Origin of the sequence: Ferriphaselus amnicola (assembly GCF_000974685.2) — a bacterium.
Taxonomy (GTDB): domain Bacteria; phylum Pseudomonadota; class Gammaproteobacteria; order Burkholderiales; family Gallionellaceae; genus Ferriphaselus; species Ferriphaselus amnicola.
Genome location: NZ_AP018738.1, coordinates 1,887,106 through 1,905,655, shown reverse-complemented (window position 1 = coordinate 1,905,655; position 18,550 = coordinate 1,887,106). Strand labels below are relative to the sequence as shown.

Below are 18,550 nucleotides of genomic sequence, written 5' to 3'. Positions count from 1 at the left end.
AGGTAGCAGCATATATCTGGAATCTGGAAGCAGATACGCGAGGTAGCATATCGAACTACTGACAGCAAATGCGGTTATAACAGCTTTTCTTATATTGCCAAGCTCACCGTACCTCCAATAAACCACCACAAGCAATACAAATGAGAATAATGCTCCCCCGAGCCATTCGAGCACTTTTCCGTGAAATAAATATGCCGTTGGGCCAAATATCGATGTCAGAAATAGGCAGAAATAAAATAGCGAAGCTCTAGGATACTTTCCCTCATTTTTTAGATTATTTCCCATATATCGCTTTACCCCAGTCGATCATTATATTTACTGCATCTGCAGTAGGTTTTCAAGCCGGGCTAATCAAGTTAAGTCCTTGTTCAAGAAAGTTCTACTGGAATCTAACCAACTTGGATCCAATCCTTGCCCTAAGGCTGGTGAACAGGTCACCCTCCCCCACTTAACTGCCCGCTGACCGTGGCGTAATTTATGCCGAATCGATCCGCTATTCCAACTCTGGTCAGACCATACTGTTTGCGATCAAAGCGTAAACAGTCCGCCCTCACACGTCTGCGCCTGTTCCAGTCGCGTGAGCGTGGGCAGCAGGTTGAGGCCGGTGCGTTCTTTCAGTTCGCGGGCAGCGTCCTTGAGGTCGAGCAGGGAGGTTTCCACAGCATCGCCCGCCGCTGCAAAGGCGATGGTGTTGCCGGAATCGCAGGAGGGGAAGCACAGTGCGCGGCCATCGAATGCTTCGCGGATGCGTTCGACGCTGGCTTTGAAGCCCCGGCTGCGACCCAGCAGGTTCACCGCCATGATGCCTTGCTCGCTCAGGTGGGCGCGGCACATCAGGTAGAATGTCTGCGTATCCAGCACCCCAGCGCGACCGAGTGCATCGAAGCCATCGACTAGGATCAAGTCCCATTGCTTGCCGGTGTTCAGCAGAAAGTCTGCGCCGCAAGAGATGTGCAGGTGGAGGCGCTGCGGGTCGTCCGGTAGCTTGAAGAACTGCCGAGCGGCAGCGACCACGCCGGGATCGATCTCCACGACATCGAGTTTCGCCAGCGGGTAGTTGCGATAAAGGAACTTGGTGAGTGACGCAGAGCCGAGGCCGATGAGCAGCACTTTACGTGGGTAGCGCGAGTCTTCCCGAAGTAAGAGCGAAGTCATCATCTCGCGGGTGTAATCTAGCTCCAGATTCCACGGACGGGCGATGCGCATCGCGCCTTGTATCCAGTCCGAACCGAAGTGCAGCGTGCGCACGCCCGCTTCTTCGCGTATGTCGATCGAGGTTGCCATCGGATTGCCTATACGAATAATTGATTTTGTTGTGGTGCATGCAGTTGCTGGTCGAGCTTGTCCAGCGCCTGTCGGGCAGCTTGCGTGGCGCCCAGTTGTTTACTCAAGGCGAGCAGCTTGGGTAACGCTTCATCGACTGGAAACTCGGCGTCCGACCAATGTTCCACCAACTCTTGTGCCGTGTGTTTGGTCAGCCTCATCAAGCCAGACTTTTCTCGTACCAGATGCACATGCACATCATCTTTTCTGGCGACGATGGCGAGCTGCTGTTGTCTGTCCATCAGCACTTGGCCGCAAGCTACGTGCAGCTCGGGCGGGATGAAGTCAACAGTGCTGTAATCGGTGATGTCTTTTGCCATGCTTCACTTGGTTTGCCATTGATTCAATACGTGCCGCGCGCTGTCAGTGAGTTCGCTCGCAGTCATCCCTAGTTTTACGCCGAACTCGGCCAGTGCGTCACCCGCTGCACCGTGCAGATAGACCGCGAGTTTAGCGGCATCCGTGGTGGCAACCCCTTGCGCGAGGAATGCCGCGATCATGCCCGCAAGCACATCGCCCATGCCGGGCGCACTCATGCCGGGATTGCCAGTGGTGTTCTGATATAGTGTGCCATCCTCGCTGGAAACAAGGCTGGTAGCGCCTTTCAGGGCGACGGTGCAACGGAATTTTTCCGCTAGTCGGCGGGCGGCGGCGGGGCGGTCGGACTGGATGTCGGCGGTGCGACAAGCCAGCAAGTGTGCGGCTTCGCCGGGATGCGGCGTGAGTACGGTCGCCGCAGTTCGCTCGCGCAGCAGTGTGGCAAGGTCAGTATGAGCAGCGATCAGATTCAACGCGTCGGCATCCAGCACCAAGGGCGCATCCAGCCACAGCGCGTCATGCAACAGACGTTGCGCATGCGCCGAAACGCCCATGCCGCAGCCGATGGCCAGTACATCGCCGACAGCAGGCAAACCTTGTTCGATGCGATGCAGCATCAGTTCCGGCTGTACGAAATCCACGCTGGGCGCATCGCTCGCCAACAGTCCGATATGCACGCAGCCCGCTCCCATCTTCAAGGCCGCCCGCCCAGCCAACAGTGCGGCGCCTACCATCCCGCTGCCGCCACCGATCACCCAGACGCTACCGAACATGCCTTTGTGGCTGTCCGTCGTGCGAGGTTTGAGCAAGGGGGCGACTTGCGGCTGCGTTATGGTGGAGATGGGCACGAGTTTTCGTTCGGTCGTCGTTGGGGCGCATAGTATAATCGCAACTCATTATTTCGCCCCGAGTGCTTGTTATGTCCCTCGTCTGCCCTGGCAAATCCGCGTTATCCGCGTTCCGTCTCGAAAAATTGCGCGCCGCCGCGTTGTTGCTCGCTCCCAATGTCACCATCGCCGATACCCGTCACTGGTATTTTGTGGCGACTAAATCGGCGTTGTCGGCAGAGCAGGGCGGATTGCTGGATCGCTTGTTGGGACTGGATGTAGGCGCGGGTGAGCCGGATGCCGCTGCCGCATACACCCGTTTATTGGTGGTGCCACGGCTGGGCACGATCTCGCCGTGGTCGTCCAAGGCAACAGACATCGCCCTGCATTGTTCTCTACCTTCCGTCGAGCGTATCGAGCGCGGCGTGGTGTTCTATCTGGCGAGCAAGAATGGTGCGGCGCTGACGCAAGCCGAAGTGCAAGCGGTGCTGCCGCTGCTGCATGACCGCATGACGGAATCGGTGCTGAACGAGATCGATACCGCAGTCGATAAGATATTCCGCCACGGCGAACCTCAACCGCTGTCCAGCGTGGATATTCTGGCGGGTGGCAACGCCGCGCTAGCTGTTGCTAACCGCGAGCTCGGCTTGGCGCTGTCGCCGGACGAGATCGACTATCTGGTGGAGAATTTCACCAAGCTCAAGCGCAACCCGACCGATGTCGAGTTGATGATGTTTGCGCAAGCCAACTCCGAGCACTGCCGCCACAAGATCTTCAACGCCGACTGGATCATCGACGACGAACAGCAAGCCATCTCGCTGTTCGGCATGATCCGCAACACCCACAAGCTGCATCCCGAAGGCACGGTGATCGCCTATTCCGACAACTCTTCGGTGATCGAAGGGGCTGAGATCGAGCGCTTCTATCCGCGTGCAGGTGGTGCGTATGCGTTCAGCAGCGAGTTGACTCACACCCTGATGAAGGTCGAGACGCACAACCATCCGACCGCCATCGCGCCGTTCGCTGGCGCAGCTACGGGCTCTGGTGGCGAGATTCGCGACGAAGGCGCGACCGGCATCGGCTCCAAGCCCAAGGCGGGTTTGGCTGGATTTTCTGTGTCCAATCTGCACATCCCCGGCTTCGAGCAACCTTGGGAAGCTGACCCCATCGGCAAGCCAGGGCGCATCGTCACTCCCTTGCAGATCATGGTGGATGGCCCGCTGGGTAGCGCGGCGTTCAACAACGAATTCGGTCGCCCTAATCTGGCGGGCTATTTCCGCACCTTTGAAGAGAGCGTCAACGGCGAGGTGCGCGGCTATCACAAGCCCATCATGCTGGCGGGCGGTGTCGGCAGCATCGCAGCTTCCCACACCCACAAGCACGATCTGCCGGAAGGCGCGCTGCTGATCCAGTTGGGTGGCCCCGGCATGTTGATCGGCCTCGGTGGCGGGGCGGCATCGTCGATGGATACGGGCGCGAACGCCGAGAATCTGGACTTCGACTCGGTGCAGCGTGGCAACCCTGAGATGGAGCGACGTGCGCAGGAAGTCATCGACCGTTGCTGGCAACTGGGCGACAACAATCCCATCCTGTCCATCCACGACGTGGGCGCGGGCGGCATCTCCAATGCCTTGCCGGAACTGGTGCATGGCGGCGGTAAGGGCGCGCACTTCGAACTGCGCAACGTGCCGAATGAAGAGCGCGGCATGTCGCCGATGCAGATATGGAGCAACGAGTCGCAAGAGCGTTACGTGCTGGCGATACCAGCGGAACGTCTGGACGAATTTGCGGCCATGTGCGAACGCGAGCGTTGTCCATTTGCTGTGCTGGGACGCGCCATCAGCGAAGACCGCTTGGTGGTGCACGACGAAGAATTCAGCAACGATGCGGTGGATATGCCGTTGTCCGTGCTGCTGGGCAAGCCGCCCAAGATGACGCGTAACGTAGTGCGTGAAACAGTGAAACTGCCAGCGTTCGATACCAGCGGCATTGCCCTCAAGGACGCTATCGAGCGCGTGCTGCGTTTGCCCTCCGTTGCCGACAAGACGTTCCTCATCGCCATCGGCGACCGCACTGTGGGCGGCTTCACCGCGCGCGATCAGATGGTCGGCCCGTGGCAGGTTCCGGTGGCGGATGTGGCCGTCACTACGATGGGTTACAACTCCTACCTCGGCGAAGCCTTTGCCATCGGTGAACGCACGCCTATCGCCGTCATCAACGGCCCAGCCTCCGGCCGCATGGCCATCGGTGAAGCCATCACCAATATCGCCGCCGCGCGCATCGCCAAGATCGGCGACATCAAGCTCTCCGCTAACTGGATGGCTGCCGCCGGTCATCATGGCGAAGACGCTGCCTTGTTCGACACCGTGCAAGCGGTCGGCATGGAGCTGTGTCCAGCGTTGGGCATCAGTATCCCAGTGGGCAAAGACTCGATGTCGATGAAGACGACCTGGAAGGACGGCGGCGAGAGCAAGGCTGTCACCGCGCCGCTGTCGCTCATTGTCTCTGCCTTTACGCCCACACCGGACGTGCGCAAGACGCTGACGCCGCAGCTGGCAAACGATGCCGATACGGTGATCTTGTTGATCGACTTGGGCTTGGGCAAGAATCGTCTCGGCGGTTCGGCGCTCGCGCAAGTGTACAAGCAGGTCGGTGATGTTGCGCCGGACGTGGACGATGCCGCCCGCCTCAAGACTTTCTTCGAGGTGATCCAGTCGCTCAATGCCGACGGCAAGTTGCTGGCTTACCACGACCGTTCCGACGGCGGTATGTTGGCGGCGCTGTGCGAAATGGCCTTCGCTGCCCGCACCGGCCTAGACGTGAATCTGAACGAGATGCACGGCAGTACGATGAGTGCGCTGTTCAACGAAGAATTGGGCGCGCTGCTGCAAGTGCGCCGCAGCGAATTGGCCGAGGTGTTGGGGCGTTGCTACGACGCCGGTCTGGTCGAGATCCATCCCGTCGCCACGCTGAATACTTCCGGCAATATCGTCATCAGCCGTCAAGGCGAAACGCTGTTCAGCGACAGCGTGGTCAACCTGCACCGCATGTGGTCGGAAACAACCTACCAGATGCAGAAACTGCGCGATAACCCCGCTTGCGCGCAACAGGAGTACGACCGCCTACTGGATGCCAATGATCCTGGCCTGCACGTCAAACTCAGCTACGACCCGAATGCGCCCCACTCAGCACTCGGTACTCAGCCCTCAGTATTCAGTACCCGCCCGCGCATGGCTATCCTGCGCGAACAAGGCGTGAACGGCCACGTCGAGATGGCTGCGGCCTTCGACCGCGCCGGCTTCGCCTCCGTCGATGTCCACATGAGCGACATCATCAGCGGTCGCGTCAAGTTGGATGATTTCAAGGGCGTGGTCGCCTGCGGTGGCTTCTCTTACGGCGACGTGCTCGGCGCAGGGGAGGGTTGGGCCAAGTCCATCTTGTTCAACCCGCGCGCGCGCGACGAGTTCGAGGCCTTCTTCCAGCGCAACGACACTTTCGCGCTGGGCGTGTGCAACGGCTGTCAGATGATGAGCAATTTGCACGAGATCATCCCCGGCGCGGAGCACTGGGCGCACTTCTCGCGCAACCAGTCCGAGCAATTCGAAGCCCGTTTCGTGATGGTGGAAGTACAGCCGTCGCCGTCCATTTTGTTCGATGGCATGGCCGGTAGTCGCATGCCCATCGTCGTGGCACACGGCGAAGGCTATGCCGACTTCAGCAATGCCGACAAGCTGAAAGCTGCGCAATCGCTGGTCTCGCTGCGCTACGTAGATAACTACGGCAGCCCCACCGAAACCTATCCGCTCAACCCCAACGGCTCGCCGCAAGGCATCACCGGCCTCACCACGCCGGATGGTCGCTTCTCGATCATGATGCCGCACCCCGAGCGCGTGTTCCGTGCCGTGCAGAACTCTTGGCATCCCAAGGAATGGCAAGAGAATGGAGCGTGGCTGCGCATGTTTGAGAATGCAAGGAAGTGGGTGGGGTAACGTCACTTCCGTGAGAGCGGGAGTTCAGAACAAAGGCGACCGAATGGTCGCCTTTAATTTAACAATCGAAAAACTGTGGATCAGCTAACTCGGATCAGTCCCTCATCTCTGTTCCCTAGCATGCTCAGCGCGAGGTGGTGTCTTCCTTGGGCGTATTCTGCTCAGTAGCGAACAGCACAGCGGCTTTTACCCGCGACGATAGGTTGAGTTTGGTGAGGATGTGGCGGACGTGGAGTTTGACGGTGTCGTAGCTGATGGACAGGGTTTGGGCGATGGCTTTGTTGCTTTCGCCGCGCGCTAGCAGTTGCAGGATCTCGCGTTCGCGTTCGGTGAGCAGCTTGAGCGAGTTCTTCGGTTCTTGCCCGGATTTATCGCCGCGTAGCAGGTTGATCATTTTGACGGTCATGGTCGGGGCGACGACCAACTCGCCTGCCGCCACGCGGCGGATGGCATCGACCACTTCGTCGGGGGCCATGTCTTTGAGCAGATAACCGCGCACACCCGCGCGGATTGCATTCGATAGATCGGTTTCGGAGTCGCTCATGGTGAGCATGACGGCAGGAGTCTCGTAGCCTTCGCGGCGTAACTGCTCCAGCAGGGCGATACCGTCCAGCGGTTTCATGCGCAGATCGACGATCAGCAGGTCGGGCTTTTGATCGAGCAGGAGGCGCAATTCGTCGATGCCTCCAGTCGCGCCCAGCACGGTGAAGCCGTAGCAATTCGCCAGTAGCTCACTCAAACCACGCCGACACAGGCTTTGGTCATCGACCAGGACGATCTTCAATTTCTCAGTCATTTATTGCTCTCCAGTCCAGCGAGGGTTCGGGGAAAGATAATTGCACTTGGGTGCCTCTGCCAACTTTGCTGCTGACGGTGATCGCACCATCGATACATTGTGCTCGCTCGCGCATGATCATGATGCCATAGTGGCCTTCCACTGGTGTGAAGGTGAGCGAGCCGCTGCCATTGTCTTCAACGGTGAAGTTGTAATAGCCGTTGCGGGCATCGACGAACAGCCGCGCATGCGTTGCGCCGGAGTGCCGGGCGACGTTGGTCAGCGCCTCGCGCACGATGTGATAGACCTGAATCTCATGCTCAAGCGGTAATTCGAGATCGACCAACTGGTTGTGGTAGTCGAGGGTGATGGCGTTGCGCTCGCGGAATTGGTCGGTGAGTTCGAGCAAGGCAGGCAGCAAACCACCCGCGTCGATTTCGCCACGGAAATCGGTGATGAGAGCGCGCGCGCTTTTCTGGCCGATCTCTAGCGCCTCGTCTAGGTCGCGGGCGTACTTGGTGGCCATCGCTTCGTTACCTAAGCGCACGGCTTCCAGTACTAAGCTGACGCGCATCCGCGCATAGATCAAGGTCTGTGCCAGTGTGTCGTGGATATCGTTCGCCATCGCCTGGCGCGCGCTCATGCGTTCGATGCGCTTGATCTCGCGGTTGATGCGGGTGTGTTCGATGCTCGCACCCATCACCTCGGCGAAGGCGGCGATGATGTTCATGCTGTGGCTGGAAGCATCGCGCTGGACATCAAAGAACACGGTCAGGATACCGAGTGGCTTGCCGGGCGCACCGGGGGCTTCCAGCGGAGCAGCGACCAGCGATTGGAAGCGGCAGGTCGCATGCGGACAACTATGGCGGGAGTTACACTCGCTGATGTCCGATGTATGGATGACGTGTCCCAGTGTCGCGCAGTCGCGAACAGCACAGTCTAGTTCAGCGAAGTCTTCAGCTTCTTGCCTCAACTCGGCAGATAGCCCCGCCGAACTGATGATCCGCATGGTGCTGCCGTCGGGCGAAAGCAAACGCACGACACCGGCGGTCGCATTGACAGTACCGATGATGCTTTCTAACGTATTTTTCAGCAGTGTGCGCAATCTGCCAGCCTGAGGTGCGGCATCTGGGTGAGCGGAGTCGCCGCTTTCGCCGGGCGTGACGAATTCGGGATCGCTGGGCCAAGCGAATCCTATAGGGACGTTTTTTTGAATGAGTAACTTATTATTTTGCATCGGCCTGAGCCTGATTACGGAGAGCGCCCGCGAGACTAAGCTGAATCCTTCAAAATATCAACAGACTAAATGAATTTATCAACTATCCTCCCCATCAGGGTTATGTCGCGCCCCACCCAATGAGGTTATAGACACCCAGATGCGGGATTCCGCCTAATAGCGCACCTTGCAAAAGCGGGTGTGCTGCCATGATTTTCAGAGCAGCCGTTGCGACAAAATCCAAATATAAGAGCAGATATGTCCTCGCCCATACATGATCCGATAGCGACACCCCTTCCTGATGCGTCCACCACGACGAAAACTACGACGTGCTACATGTGCGCCTGCCGCTGCGGCATCAAAGTACATCTGCGCGACGGCGAGGTGCGCTACATCGAGGGTAACCCCGACCATCCGCTGAACAAGGGCGTGATCTGCGCCAAGGGCGGCTCGGGCATCATGAAACAATACTCCCCGGCGCGGCTGACCAAGCCTTTGCGCCGCAAGCCGGGCAGCGAGCGCGGCGCGAACGAGTTCGAGGAGATTAGCTGGGACGAGACCTTCGACATCCTCGAAAAACGCCTGTCGCACCTGCGCGCTACTGATCCTAAAAAATTCGCACTGTTCACCGGCCGTGACCAGATGCAGGCGCTCACCAGTTTGTTCGCGCGCCAGTTCGGCACGCCTAACTACGCGGCGCACGGCGGCTTCTGCTCGGTCAACATGGCCGCAGGCATGATCTACACCATCGGCGGCTCGTTCTGGGAATTCGGCGGCCCCGATCTGGAGCGCGCCAAAGTGTTCTACATGATCGGCACGGCGGAAGACCATCACTCCAATCCGCTGAAGAGTGCCATCGGCGATTTCAAACGCAACGGCGGACGCTTCGTCGCCATCAATCCGGTGCGCAGCGGCTATGCCGCCATCGCCGACGAGTGGATCCCGATCAAGCCCGGCACCGACGGTGCGCTGATCCTCGCCATCATCCGCGAGATCATCGCGCTCGGTCTTTATGATCGCGATTTCTTGGCGCGCTACACCAACTCCGGTCAGTTGGTGAATCAGGACGAGGCCAGCAACGAGTTCGGCATGTTCGTGCGCAACCCCGAAGGCGACAAGATCAACCCGCTACGTCCGCACAATTTCTACTGGTGGGATCGCTTGAGCAACAAGCCGGTGGACGATCACGCCAAGGGTGCGGATCCCTGTCTATACGGTACCTTCACCATGCCGGACGGTACGACCGCCAAGCCAGCATTCCAATTGCTGAAAGAGCGCGTGGCTGACTGCACGCCGGAGTGGGCTGAGGGCATCACCGGCATTTCCGCCGACACCATCAAGCGCATCGCGCACGAGATGGGCGTTACTGCGCGCGACCAGAAGATCGAACTGCCTATCCCATGGACGGACTGGTGGGGTGAGGAGCACGAGACCGTCACCGGCAATCCGGTCGCTTTCCACGCCATGCGCGGCTTGGCTGCGCACTCGAACGGTTTTCAGAGCATACGCGCGTTGGCGATTTTGATGTCGTTGCTGGGTACCATCGACCGTCCCGGCGGCTTCCGTCACAAAGCGCCGTATCCACGCGCCATTCCGCCGAATGCGCGCCCGTCCAAAGGCCCTGAGGCAGTGCAGCCGAACACCCCGCTGGGCGGTGCACCGTTGGGCTGGCCGGAAACACCGGACGATCTATTCGTTGATGCGGAAGGCCAGCCGGTGCGTATCGACAAGGGATTCTCGTGGGAGCATCCGCTGTCGGCACACGGCCTGATGCACAACGTCATCACCAATGCATGGCGCGGCGACCCGTATCCGATCGACACGTTGCTGCTGTTTATGGCTAACATGGCGTGGAACTCCAGCATGAACACAGCGCAGGTGCGCGACATGTTGGTCGATAAGAATCCAGATGGCGGCTACAAGATCCCGTTCATCGTGGTGTGCGATGCCTTCCAGTCCGAGACTACGGCGTTCGCCGATCTGATCTTGCCGGATACAACCTATCTGGAACGGCATGACTGCATGTCCATGCTCGATCGTCCGATCTCCGAGTTCGATGGCCCCGTGGATGCGGTGCGTATTCCCGTGCTGCCGCCCACGGGCGAGTGCAAGCCCTTCCAAGAAGTGCTGGTGGAGTTGGCCAGTCGTCTCAAGCTGCCCGCGTTCACTACTGCCGAAGGGGGGCGCAAGTTCAAGAGCTACCCGGATTTCGTCATCAATTATGAGACCGCTCCGGGCTCAGGTATCGGTTTCCTGACTGGCTGGCGCGGTAAAGATGGCGACAAGGCGATGCGTGGCGAGCCGAACCCCAAGCAGTGGGAGATGTACGAGAAGAACGGTTGTTTCTTCCAGTACCACCTGCCGCCGTCCAGCCAGTACATGCGCAATTGGAACAAGGACTACATGGAGTGGTCCCAGCAAGCCGGTCTGCGTCGCGACAACGATCCCATCATCATCCACATCTATTCCGAACTGCTACAGGGTTTCCGTCTGGCAGCCGAGGGCAAGCGTCCCGGTAAGCAGCCGCCGGAGGAGTTGCGCGAGCGCGTCGCCACCTATTTTGACCCGCTGCCGTTCTGGTATGCGCCGCTGGAAGACGAGCAGAGCGACCTGAAGAAATATCCGCTGAACGCGCTGACCCAGCGCCCGATGGCGATGTACCACTCGTGGGATTCGCAGAATGCTTGGTTGCGCCAGATCCACACTTACAACTACCTGTACGTGAACTCGGCGACCGCCGAAGCGGCAGGTATCGCTGACGGTGGCTGGATGTGGATCGAGTCGCAATGGGGCAAGGTGCGCTGTCTGTGCCGCTACTCCGAAGCGGTGGAGCCGGGCACGGTGTGGACGTGGAATGCCATCGGCAAGTCGTCCGGCGCGTGGAGCCTGAGTAAAGATGCCAACGAATCGCAGCAAGGATTCCTGCTCAATCACCTAATCTCGGAAGAGCTGCGCGGAAAGCGGCACGGTACGCATTTTTCCAACTCCGACCCGATCACCGGACAAGCGGCTTGGTACGACGTGCGCGTGCGCATCTATCCAGCGGAAGCGGGCGAGCCGGAGCACAGCTTCCCGCAGTTCGAGCCTATGGAGCCAGTGCCGGGTATGAAGCCTGCCAAGCAGGGCTGGCAAGCGTGGTTCGCCGGTAAAGGAAAGAACAAATGACTCAACTTGCTCTTGTAATCGACCTGAATGTTTGCGTGGGCTGTCATGCCTGCGTGACCAACTGCAAACAATGGAATACGTCCGGGGCGGCGGGTTCTCTGGTGGACCTCAACCCCTACGAAGCCGAGCCGAATGGCACGTTCTTCAACCGGGTGCAGACCTTCGAGGTGGGCTGCTTCCCCAACACTGAAACGGTGCATTTCCCCAAATCCTGTTTGCATTGCGAAGATCCGCCCTGCGTGCCAGTGTGCCCGACCGGCGCGTCCTACAAACGCAAGGAAGACGGTATTGTGCTGGTCGATTACGACAAGTGCATAGGCTGCAAGTATTGCTCTTGGGCGTGCCCTTACGGTGTGCGTGAATTCGATGAAGAGCGCAAGGTGATGACCAAGTGCACCTTGTGTGTGGATCGAATCTACGACGAGAAACTGCCGGAGGATAGGCGTAAGCCGTCCTGCGTGCTGGCTTGCCCGCCGGGTGCGCGCTTGTTCGGCGATGTGCATGATCCTGATTCCGAGGTGTCGGTGGCGATCCGCGAACGTGGCGGCTATGCCTTGATGCCGGAGGCGGCCACCAAACCGTCTAACCATTATCTGCCGCGCCGCAAGACGACGATCCCAGTGCGTGCCGACGAGCTGTACCGTGCAGACAATCCGCACAAGATCGACGGAGCACCGTTCGACAAGAACCTGCCGCCCACCACCGAAGAACTCAACTGAGGCTAAAAGATGCGTCCAGCTTTTTCCGTATTGTTCCTGACCACGCTGATCGGCGCGGGGCAGGGTTTGTTCATCGCACTGTTCTTCTGTGAACTGCTCGCGCCTACGCTGGCTACGCCGAATTTCCTGATCGGCGGCACCGCTATCGTGGAGGTACTGTGCGGCTTGGGGCTGATCGCCTCGTTCTTCCACCTCGGTCATCCCGAGCGTGCTTGGCGCGCAGCGACGATGTGGCGCACGTCTTGGTTGTCGCGCGAAGTGATCGCCTTGCCCGCGTTCATGGGGGCTGCGTTCGCTTACGGCGTGGCGCATTACAGCGGTCTGGGTTACACGCTGACCTTGGGCGTGATCGGCGTAGTGCTGGCGCTGACATTGTTCATCTGCACCGGCATGATCTACGCGGCGATCAAGGTGCTGAGGGAATGGGCGCATCCGCTGACGCTGGTGAATTTCACTGTGCTGGGTACGGCTTCGGGCATGACCTTGGCGGCCGCCTATGCTGGGTTCGCTGCACCTGAGCTTGCTGCCGCATTGGCTCAAGCTGCTTTTGCCTTGACCTTGTTCGGCTTGTTCACCCGCTCAGTGGCGCTACTGCGCAATGCCAGACTCAGTCCGGCCAGTACCATGCAAAGTGCATTGGGCATCCGCCATCCGAAAATCGTCCAAAAATCGCAAGGTGCGATGGGCGGCTCTTACAATACGCGTGAGTACTTTCACGGCAAGAGCATTGGCTTTGTGCGCGCCATCGTGCCGACCTTTCTGATCTCGACGTTCTTCCTGCCGCTGGCCTTGGTTTACGCCTTGCCTTTGTTGGCCTTCATTGTGCAATACGGAGGTCTGCTGGCTGAGCGCTGGTTCTTCTTCGCTGAAGCCCGCCACCCGCAGAATCTCTACTATCAGGGGAAATCCTGATGTTGCGTGATCTCAGTTCCCGCTTGGAAAACCTGTCGGGTTTATTACGTGCCAATGGTTTGTTGTTAGTGCTGTCGCTCTCGCTGTTCACGGCGGGAGCCTATGCCGCCGAAAGCGTACCCGTCGAGAGTGAGATGGCATGGTGGGTGTTGCCGCTTGCGCTGTTCTTTGTATGCTTTTTGATGGGCATCGTTGCGGTCCCTTCCGGAGTGGGTGGTGGCGTGCTGTTCGTGCCTATCGTCGGAGGCTTCTTTCCGTTCCATCTGGATTTCGTGCGTGCCGCCGGTCTGCTGGTGGCACTGGCCAGTGCGCTGTCCGCTGGGCCGATGCTGCTGCGCGGTGGGCTAGCTAATCTGCGGCTGGCACTTCCGATGGCGCTGCTGGCTTCGGCGAGTTCCATCGCTGGCGCGATCATGGGGTTGGCGTTGCCGGCTTCAACGGTGCAGGTTGCGTTAGGGATCACCATTCTGGGTATCGTGATCCTGATGTCGTCTGCAAAAAAATCGGAGTTTCCTGATGTGCAGAAGCCAGACCGACTTTCAGCTGCACTGGCTATGAACGGCATCTTCCATGATGGCGCGACCGGCAAGGATATGCCTTGGCAAGTGCATCGCACACCGCTGGCATTGTTGCTGTTTATTGGCATCGGCTTCCTCGCGGGCATGTTCGGCATGGGTGCAGGTTGGGCCAATGTGCCGGTGCTGAATCTGTTGATGGGCGCTCCGCTCAAGGTGTCGGCGGGTACGTCCAGCTTCATCCTGTCGCTGGTGGATTCGTCGGCTGCTTGGGTGTACATCAACAAGGGCGCGGTGTTGGCGGTGATTGCCGTACCATCGGTGGTCGGTATGATGCTGGGGGCGATGATCGGCGCACGCTTGCTGCATGTGCTGCGCGCCTCGGTGGTGCGCCGTATGGTGATCTTCCTTCTGCTCTTTGCCGGGCTGCGCGCTCTGCTCAAGGGTTTGGGTATCTGGGTGTGAGGATGCGATGAGTCAGAACTTTCCTGAGCAACAACACTATTCCACGCTGCTGAACTGGGGCTCGCGCTCGGGCTTAGCGATTCTGGTGGTCAGCTTCGCCGCCTATGTCACTGGGTTCTTGCCCGCACATATTCCTTTGGATCAGCTGCCGCAGGTGTGGAGTTTGCCATCTGGTCAATTCATCCAGCAGACCGGTGCGCCGACTGGCTGGGGCTGGCTGGGCCGTATCGGTGAAGGCGATTACGCCGCTATCCTCGGCATCGCTTGGTTATCGGGTTGTTCATTGCTGCCTCTGCTGGCGGTGATTCCGATCTATCTGGGGCGACGTGATCGCGTCTTTGCCACGATCTGTGCCGTGGAGATCGCTATCTTGTTGTTGGCAGCCTCTGGTATCCTCGCTGCACATTGAGAGAACACCATGAAACCTGCTTTCGAACGTATCCTGTTAGCCACTGAACACACCGAATTCGATGTCGGTGCAGAGCGTGTCGCTTTTGCTCTTTCCAAGCATTGTGGGCTGCCGCTCGACGGCGTATTCCCGATGCGCAGCAATCCTGAGTACGAGATCGAAGCGCCGCAATTGGTGGTCAAGGCCGAACGCGAAGCCGCCGCCAAGATCGCCCAGATCTGCGCCGCCGCTGAGTCGCAGGGGGTGGAACTCAATGTCAGCGCCCGCCGAGGCGAGATGCGCTACCGCGAGGTGGTGGAAGAGGCGACTCGGCTGCACAGCGACATCATCGTAGTGCGCCGGCGCGGCAAGCGCGGCTTTCTAGCTCAACTGATGATAGGCGAGATGGTCAGTAAGATCGTCGGCCATGCGCCATGCAGCGTACTCACCGTGCCGCGTGCGGCGCAGATGTGGCAGCGCGGTATTTTGGTCGCTGTCGATGGTGCGCCTTCTGCCGCCAACTCGGTCAAATTGGCGATCCAGATCGCGGCGACCTGTGGTCTGCCGTTGACAGTGTTGAGTGTTGCTGCGCTCGATTTTGCACCGCAACGTGCCGAGGCAGAATCCATCGTCGCGCATCATCTGGCCACGATCCAAGCGGCTGGTTTGCAGGGATCTGGCATGGTGCGTACTGGTAAGGCATTCGAACAGATCGTGCAAGGTGCGCAAGCGGCAGGGGCGGATCTGATCGTGGTCGGACGTCAGAGCGATGGCGGCATCGTCAAGGCCATGCTGGGCGGAACGGCACAAAAAGTCATCGGACTGGCAGAGATGCCGGTATTGGTGGTTCGTAACTAACCCTTATGGGTAACCCCGCATATCTCGTAGCGGTTATAGACGCAGAGGGCAGGAATTCCGCCTAATAACGGAACTTGGGGCAAGCCTGCCGATAACCAAGCATTGATACAATCGACATCACAGAGGAGAAGCACAATGAATTTCGATAAAGAGCTAGACGCTCGCGGCCTGTCTTGCCCACTTCCTATCCTGAAGACCAAAAAATCTCTGGCCGACATGGGCAGCGGACAAGTGCTTAAAATCGTTTCGACCGATTGTGGCTCGGTGAAAGATATGCAAGCGTTCGCTAAACAGACCGGAAACGATTTGGTTTCGCAGACCGAAGCCGGTGGCGAATACACGTTCTTCATCGCTAAAAAATAATCAGCTGACTACGGCTTCAGGGAGAGACGCATGAGCAAGAAAATGGCGATCATCGCTACCAAAGGTACGCTAGATATGGCTTATCCGCCATTCATCCTCGCTTCCACCGCTGCCGCGTTGGGCTATGACGTGCAAATCTTTTTCACCTTCTACGGCCTGCAATTGCTGCGTAAGGATCTTTCCGATGTGAAGATCAGCCCACTGGCCAATCCAGCCATGCCCATGCCTATCCCGATGCCGGTGATGGTACAGATGCTGCCCGGTATGGAAAGCATGGCGACCATGATGATGAAACAGAAGCTACAGAAGCACGGCGTGGCTCCATTGGATCAGCTGCGCGACCTGTGCTTGGAGGCGGATGTTAAATTCGTCGCCTGCCAGATGACGGTGGACCTGTTCGAATTCGACAAGAGTGAGTTCATCGACAATGTCGAGTACGGAGGCGCCGCGACCTTCATGGAGTTCGCAGGCGAGACAGACATCTGTTTGTTCGTTTGACCCGACAACGCCGTGGTACTCCCACGGCGTTGTCGTTTTAGCAATATCTGCATTCAATAATTACACCCAGGGAGAAAATAGAATGAAGCAGAAACTACTCGTTGCAGCATTGGTCTCCAGCGGCCTTGTCTCGCCGCTGGCTCACGCCACCAATGGTATGAATCTTGAAGGTTATGGTCCGATCGCGGCCGCCATGGGCGGCGCGTCGATGGCTTACGATAACGGCACCGCCGCAGTGATGAACAATCCTGCTACGTTGGGAATGATGAAAGGCGATGCGCAACTGGATGTGGCCGTCGGCGTGTTGGGACCCAGCATCACTGCGAAAGCCGGCCCGATGGTGGCAGACTCCTCCGCCACTGCGTTCTACATGCCCGCAGTCGGTTACGCTAGACGAAGCGGGCAGTTGGTCTATGGCGCAGGCGTATTCTCGCAAGGCGGCATGGGGACTGAATATGGGGCAAATACTTTCATGGCGGCTGGCTCGGGGCAGAATGTCCGCTCTGAAGTAGGCGTGGGGCGCGTCATTCTTCCGCTCGCATACCAAGTGAATGAGAGGTTCACTTTGGGCGGCAGCGTGGATTATGTGTGGGCAGGCATGGATCTGAAGATGGCTATGCCGGCCATGCAGATGGCGGGTCTGGCTACAGGTGGGTCTTTGCTCCCAGGGCTAGGCGCCGCAGTGGGCGCTGGCGCAACGTGGGGACGGGTAGATTTCTCCGATAGTAGCGCGTTTACCGGTGCGGCCAAAGGTTCCGGTTATGCCTTCAAATTGGGCGGTACGTTCAAAGCCACCGACAAGGTGACACTGGGAGCGACTTATCACAGCAAAACTTCGATCTCTGACCTAACGAGCAGTGCGGCCCTTTCTCTTGGAAATGCGGCTGGCGTAATGCAGAACATCGTCGGTTCCATCTCTGTTCATAACTTCCAGTGGCCAGAAACCTACGGTCTAGGTATGGCTGTGCAGGCAACAGATCAGTTGATGCTGGTGGCGGACTACAAGCGCATCGGCTGGAAGAGCGTCATGCAGAATTTCAGTATGTCATTCACTTCTGCGGCTGGAAATGTCAACTTCGTCTTGCCTCAAAACTGGAGTGATCAAGACGTATTTGAGTTCGGTGGTGCCTACAGAATGTCGGATGCACTCACTCTGCGAGCCGGGGTCAATATCGCCAATAATCCGGTCCCTAACAGTCTTATGAATCCGCTCTTCCCAGCGATCGGCAAGAGTCATGAGACTGTGGGTGCAAGTTACGCGTTCAACCCCGTTTCCAGCCTGCACTTCAACTATGTTTATATGAACAAGGTGACAGCGACCAATGCTCAGGGGGTAGCCGTCGATTTCGGCGGATTTAGCTCGCAATTGCTGTATAGCCATAAGTTCTGATCAACGCAGTACCGCAACATCATGGGCTGACAGTTTCGACTGTCGGCCCTTTTTGTTTTAGGCAGTCACCGATCACTGGGTTGCTCCGAGAGTTGAAGCAGACTTTGCGTTAATATCTGCCGACACATTTGTAGTAGTCGAAGTTCAAAGAACGAGGGGAGCGGTATGGACGCGATTTCCAGCGTGGCGCTGGCGACGGGACTGAGCTGGGCGAGCGGTATTCGCCTGTATGCCACGGTGTGTCTCATCGGCATATTGGCGAAGTTCGGCTACATCCAGCTTCCCGATGCGCTCGACGTGCTGTCGAACCCCTATCTCATCGGCTTGTCCGGTCTTTTGTTCGTCGTCGAATTCATCGCCGACAAATCCCCAGTAGTCGATAGCGCGTGGGACAGCATCCATACCTTCATCCGCATTCCTGCGGGTGCACTGCTGGCCATGGGGGCGATCAACAGCGCCGACCCTCTCATCGCTACCTCCGTCGCTTTGTTGGGCGGCACTTTGGCGGGAGGCACCCATTTCGCTAAATCCGGCAGCCGCGCGCTCATCAATACCTCGCCCGAACCGTTCAGCAACTGGACGGCCTCGTTCGGAGAAGAAGGGCTGGTCGCCGTCGGCCTGTGGCTGATGCTGGCCCATCCGGCGCTGTTCTTGGTGTTCCTTGTGATATTTATTGCCGGTGTGATCTGGCTGCTGCCGAAACTGTGGCGGGGGATACGCTTGGTCTGGCAGCGTACCGCGGGCGTAGGGCGTTCTGGGGTGGCGTAGTAACAGCGTTTTCTGCTCGATCAGTGATCGAAATACTCAGCCCGATGCGATAATCCAGCCT

16 protein-coding genes are annotated in these 18,550 nt (G+C 58.5%); 11 read left to right on the top strand and 5 right to left on the bottom strand.

Features of this window, described 5'->3' with window-relative positions; all coding sequences use genetic code 11:
* Nucleotides 1–528: 528 nt before the first annotated feature.
* From OYT1_RS09550 to OYT1_RS09540, 3 genes are read right to left on the bottom strand one after another with little or no spacing between them, the layout of a single operon-like run.
* Nucleotides 529–1,284: a fused MFS/spermidine synthase gene (locus OYT1_RS09550; protein ID WP_062626139.1), complete on the bottom strand. Its 756-nt coding sequence runs from the start codon at nucleotides 1,282–1,284 to the stop codon at nucleotides 529–531.
* 8 nt (nucleotides 1,285–1,292) lie between these two features.
* Nucleotides 1,293–1,643, bottom strand: coding sequence for a hypothetical protein (locus OYT1_RS09545; protein WP_062626138.1), 351 nt, complete (start codon nucleotides 1,641–1,643; stop codon nucleotides 1,293–1,295).
* A gap of 3 nt (nucleotides 1,644–1,646) precedes the next feature.
* Nucleotides 1,647–2,489 (bottom strand): NAD(P)H-hydrate dehydratase, encoded by an 843-nt coding sequence (locus OYT1_RS09540; protein WP_062626137.1) that lies wholly within the window; start codon nucleotides 2,487–2,489, stop codon nucleotides 1,647–1,649.
* A 71-nt stretch (nucleotides 2,490–2,560) separates the two neighbouring features.
* On the opposite strand from OYT1_RS09540, the gene purL reads away from it, so the two are divergent.
* On the top strand, nucleotides 2,561–6,457 hold the full coding sequence (purL, locus tag OYT1_RS09535) for a phosphoribosylformylglycinamidine synthase (RefSeq protein WP_062626136.1): 3,897 nt from the start codon (nucleotides 2,561–2,563) through the stop codon (nucleotides 6,455–6,457).
* A 124-nt stretch (nucleotides 6,458–6,581) separates the two neighbouring features.
* Here the strand turns inward: purL and OYT1_RS09530 are convergent, their stop codons facing one another.
* Together OYT1_RS09530 and OYT1_RS09525 are read right to left on the bottom strand one after the other, a co-directional pair.
* Entirely contained in the window at nucleotides 6,582–7,253 is a 672-nt protein-coding gene (locus tag OYT1_RS09530; protein WP_062626135.1) for a response regulator, read from the bottom strand.
* The gene (locus OYT1_RS09525; RefSeq protein WP_062626134.1) at nucleotides 7,246–8,469 is read right to left on the bottom strand and encodes a GAF domain-containing sensor histidine kinase; all 1,224 of its coding nucleotides are present in this window, start codon (nucleotides 8,467–8,469) and stop codon (nucleotides 7,246–7,248) included. The genes OYT1_RS09530 and OYT1_RS09525 overlap by 8 nt, the downstream gene beginning before the upstream one ends.
* Nucleotides 8,470–8,706: 237 nt before the next feature.
* On the opposite strand from OYT1_RS09525, the gene OYT1_RS09520 reads away from it, so the two are divergent.
* The 10 genes from OYT1_RS09520 to OYT1_RS09475 all read left to right on the top strand — a co-directional run bounded on the left by OYT1_RS09520 (nucleotide 8,707) and on the right by OYT1_RS09475 (nucleotide 18,489).
* Nucleotides 8,707–11,613, top strand: a complete 2,907-nt coding sequence (locus OYT1_RS09520; protein ID WP_062626133.1) for a molybdopterin oxidoreductase family protein — start codon at nucleotides 8,707–8,709, stop codon at nucleotides 11,611–11,613.
* A complete protein-coding gene (gene soeB / locus OYT1_RS09515; protein WP_062626132.1) occupies nucleotides 11,610–12,332 on the top strand; it encodes a sulfite dehydrogenase subunit SoeB in 723 nt (240 codons plus the stop codon). Before OYT1_RS09520 ends, soeB begins: the two co-directional genes overlap by 4 nt.
* A 9-nt stretch (nucleotides 12,333–12,341) precedes the next feature.
* Nucleotides 12,342–13,244 carry a dimethyl sulfoxide reductase anchor subunit family protein gene (locus OYT1_RS09510; RefSeq protein WP_062626131.1) on the top strand — a complete coding sequence of 301 codons (903 nt, stop codon included), beginning with the start codon at nucleotides 12,342–12,344 and terminating at the stop codon, nucleotides 13,242–13,244.
* Nucleotides 13,244–14,224 (top strand): sulfite exporter TauE/SafE family protein, encoded by a 981-nt coding sequence (locus OYT1_RS09505; RefSeq protein WP_084611939.1) that lies wholly within the window; start codon nucleotides 13,244–13,246, stop codon nucleotides 14,222–14,224. The genes OYT1_RS09510 and OYT1_RS09505 overlap by 1 nt, the downstream gene beginning before the upstream one ends.
* A gap of 7 nt (nucleotides 14,225–14,231) precedes the next feature.
* The gene (locus OYT1_RS09500) at nucleotides 14,232–14,633 is read left to right on the top strand and encodes a hypothetical protein (RefSeq protein WP_062626130.1); all 402 of its coding nucleotides are present in this window, start codon (nucleotides 14,232–14,234) and stop codon (nucleotides 14,631–14,633) included.
* A 9-nt stretch (nucleotides 14,634–14,642) separates the two neighbouring features.
* Nucleotides 14,643–15,470 carry a universal stress protein gene (locus tag OYT1_RS09495; RefSeq protein ID WP_062626129.1) on the top strand — a complete coding sequence of 276 codons (828 nt, stop codon included), beginning with the start codon at nucleotides 14,643–14,645 and terminating at the stop codon, nucleotides 15,468–15,470.
* 135 nt (nucleotides 15,471–15,605) lie between these two features.
* Nucleotides 15,606–15,833, top strand: a complete 228-nt coding sequence (locus OYT1_RS09490; protein ID WP_062626128.1) for a sulfurtransferase TusA family protein — start codon at nucleotides 15,606–15,608, stop codon at nucleotides 15,831–15,833.
* Nucleotides 15,834–15,863: 30 nt separating this feature from the next.
* Complete coding sequence (gene dsrE2 / locus OYT1_RS09485; RefSeq protein ID WP_062626127.1) at nucleotides 15,864–16,331, top strand: sulfur carrier protein DsrE2; 468 nt, start codon at nucleotides 15,864–15,866, stop codon at nucleotides 16,329–16,331.
* A gap of 82 nt (nucleotides 16,332–16,413) precedes the next feature.
* Nucleotides 16,414–17,721, top strand: coding sequence for an OmpP1/FadL family transporter (locus tag OYT1_RS09480; RefSeq protein WP_062626126.1), 1,308 nt, complete (start codon nucleotides 16,414–16,416; stop codon nucleotides 17,719–17,721).
* A 165-nt stretch (nucleotides 17,722–17,886) separates the two neighbouring features.
* Nucleotides 17,887–18,489 carry a DUF4126 domain-containing protein gene (locus OYT1_RS09475; RefSeq protein WP_062626125.1) on the top strand — a complete coding sequence of 201 codons (603 nt, stop codon included), beginning with the start codon at nucleotides 17,887–17,889 and terminating at the stop codon, nucleotides 18,487–18,489.
* The last annotated feature ends 61 nt before the right edge of the window (nucleotides 18,490–18,550 follow it).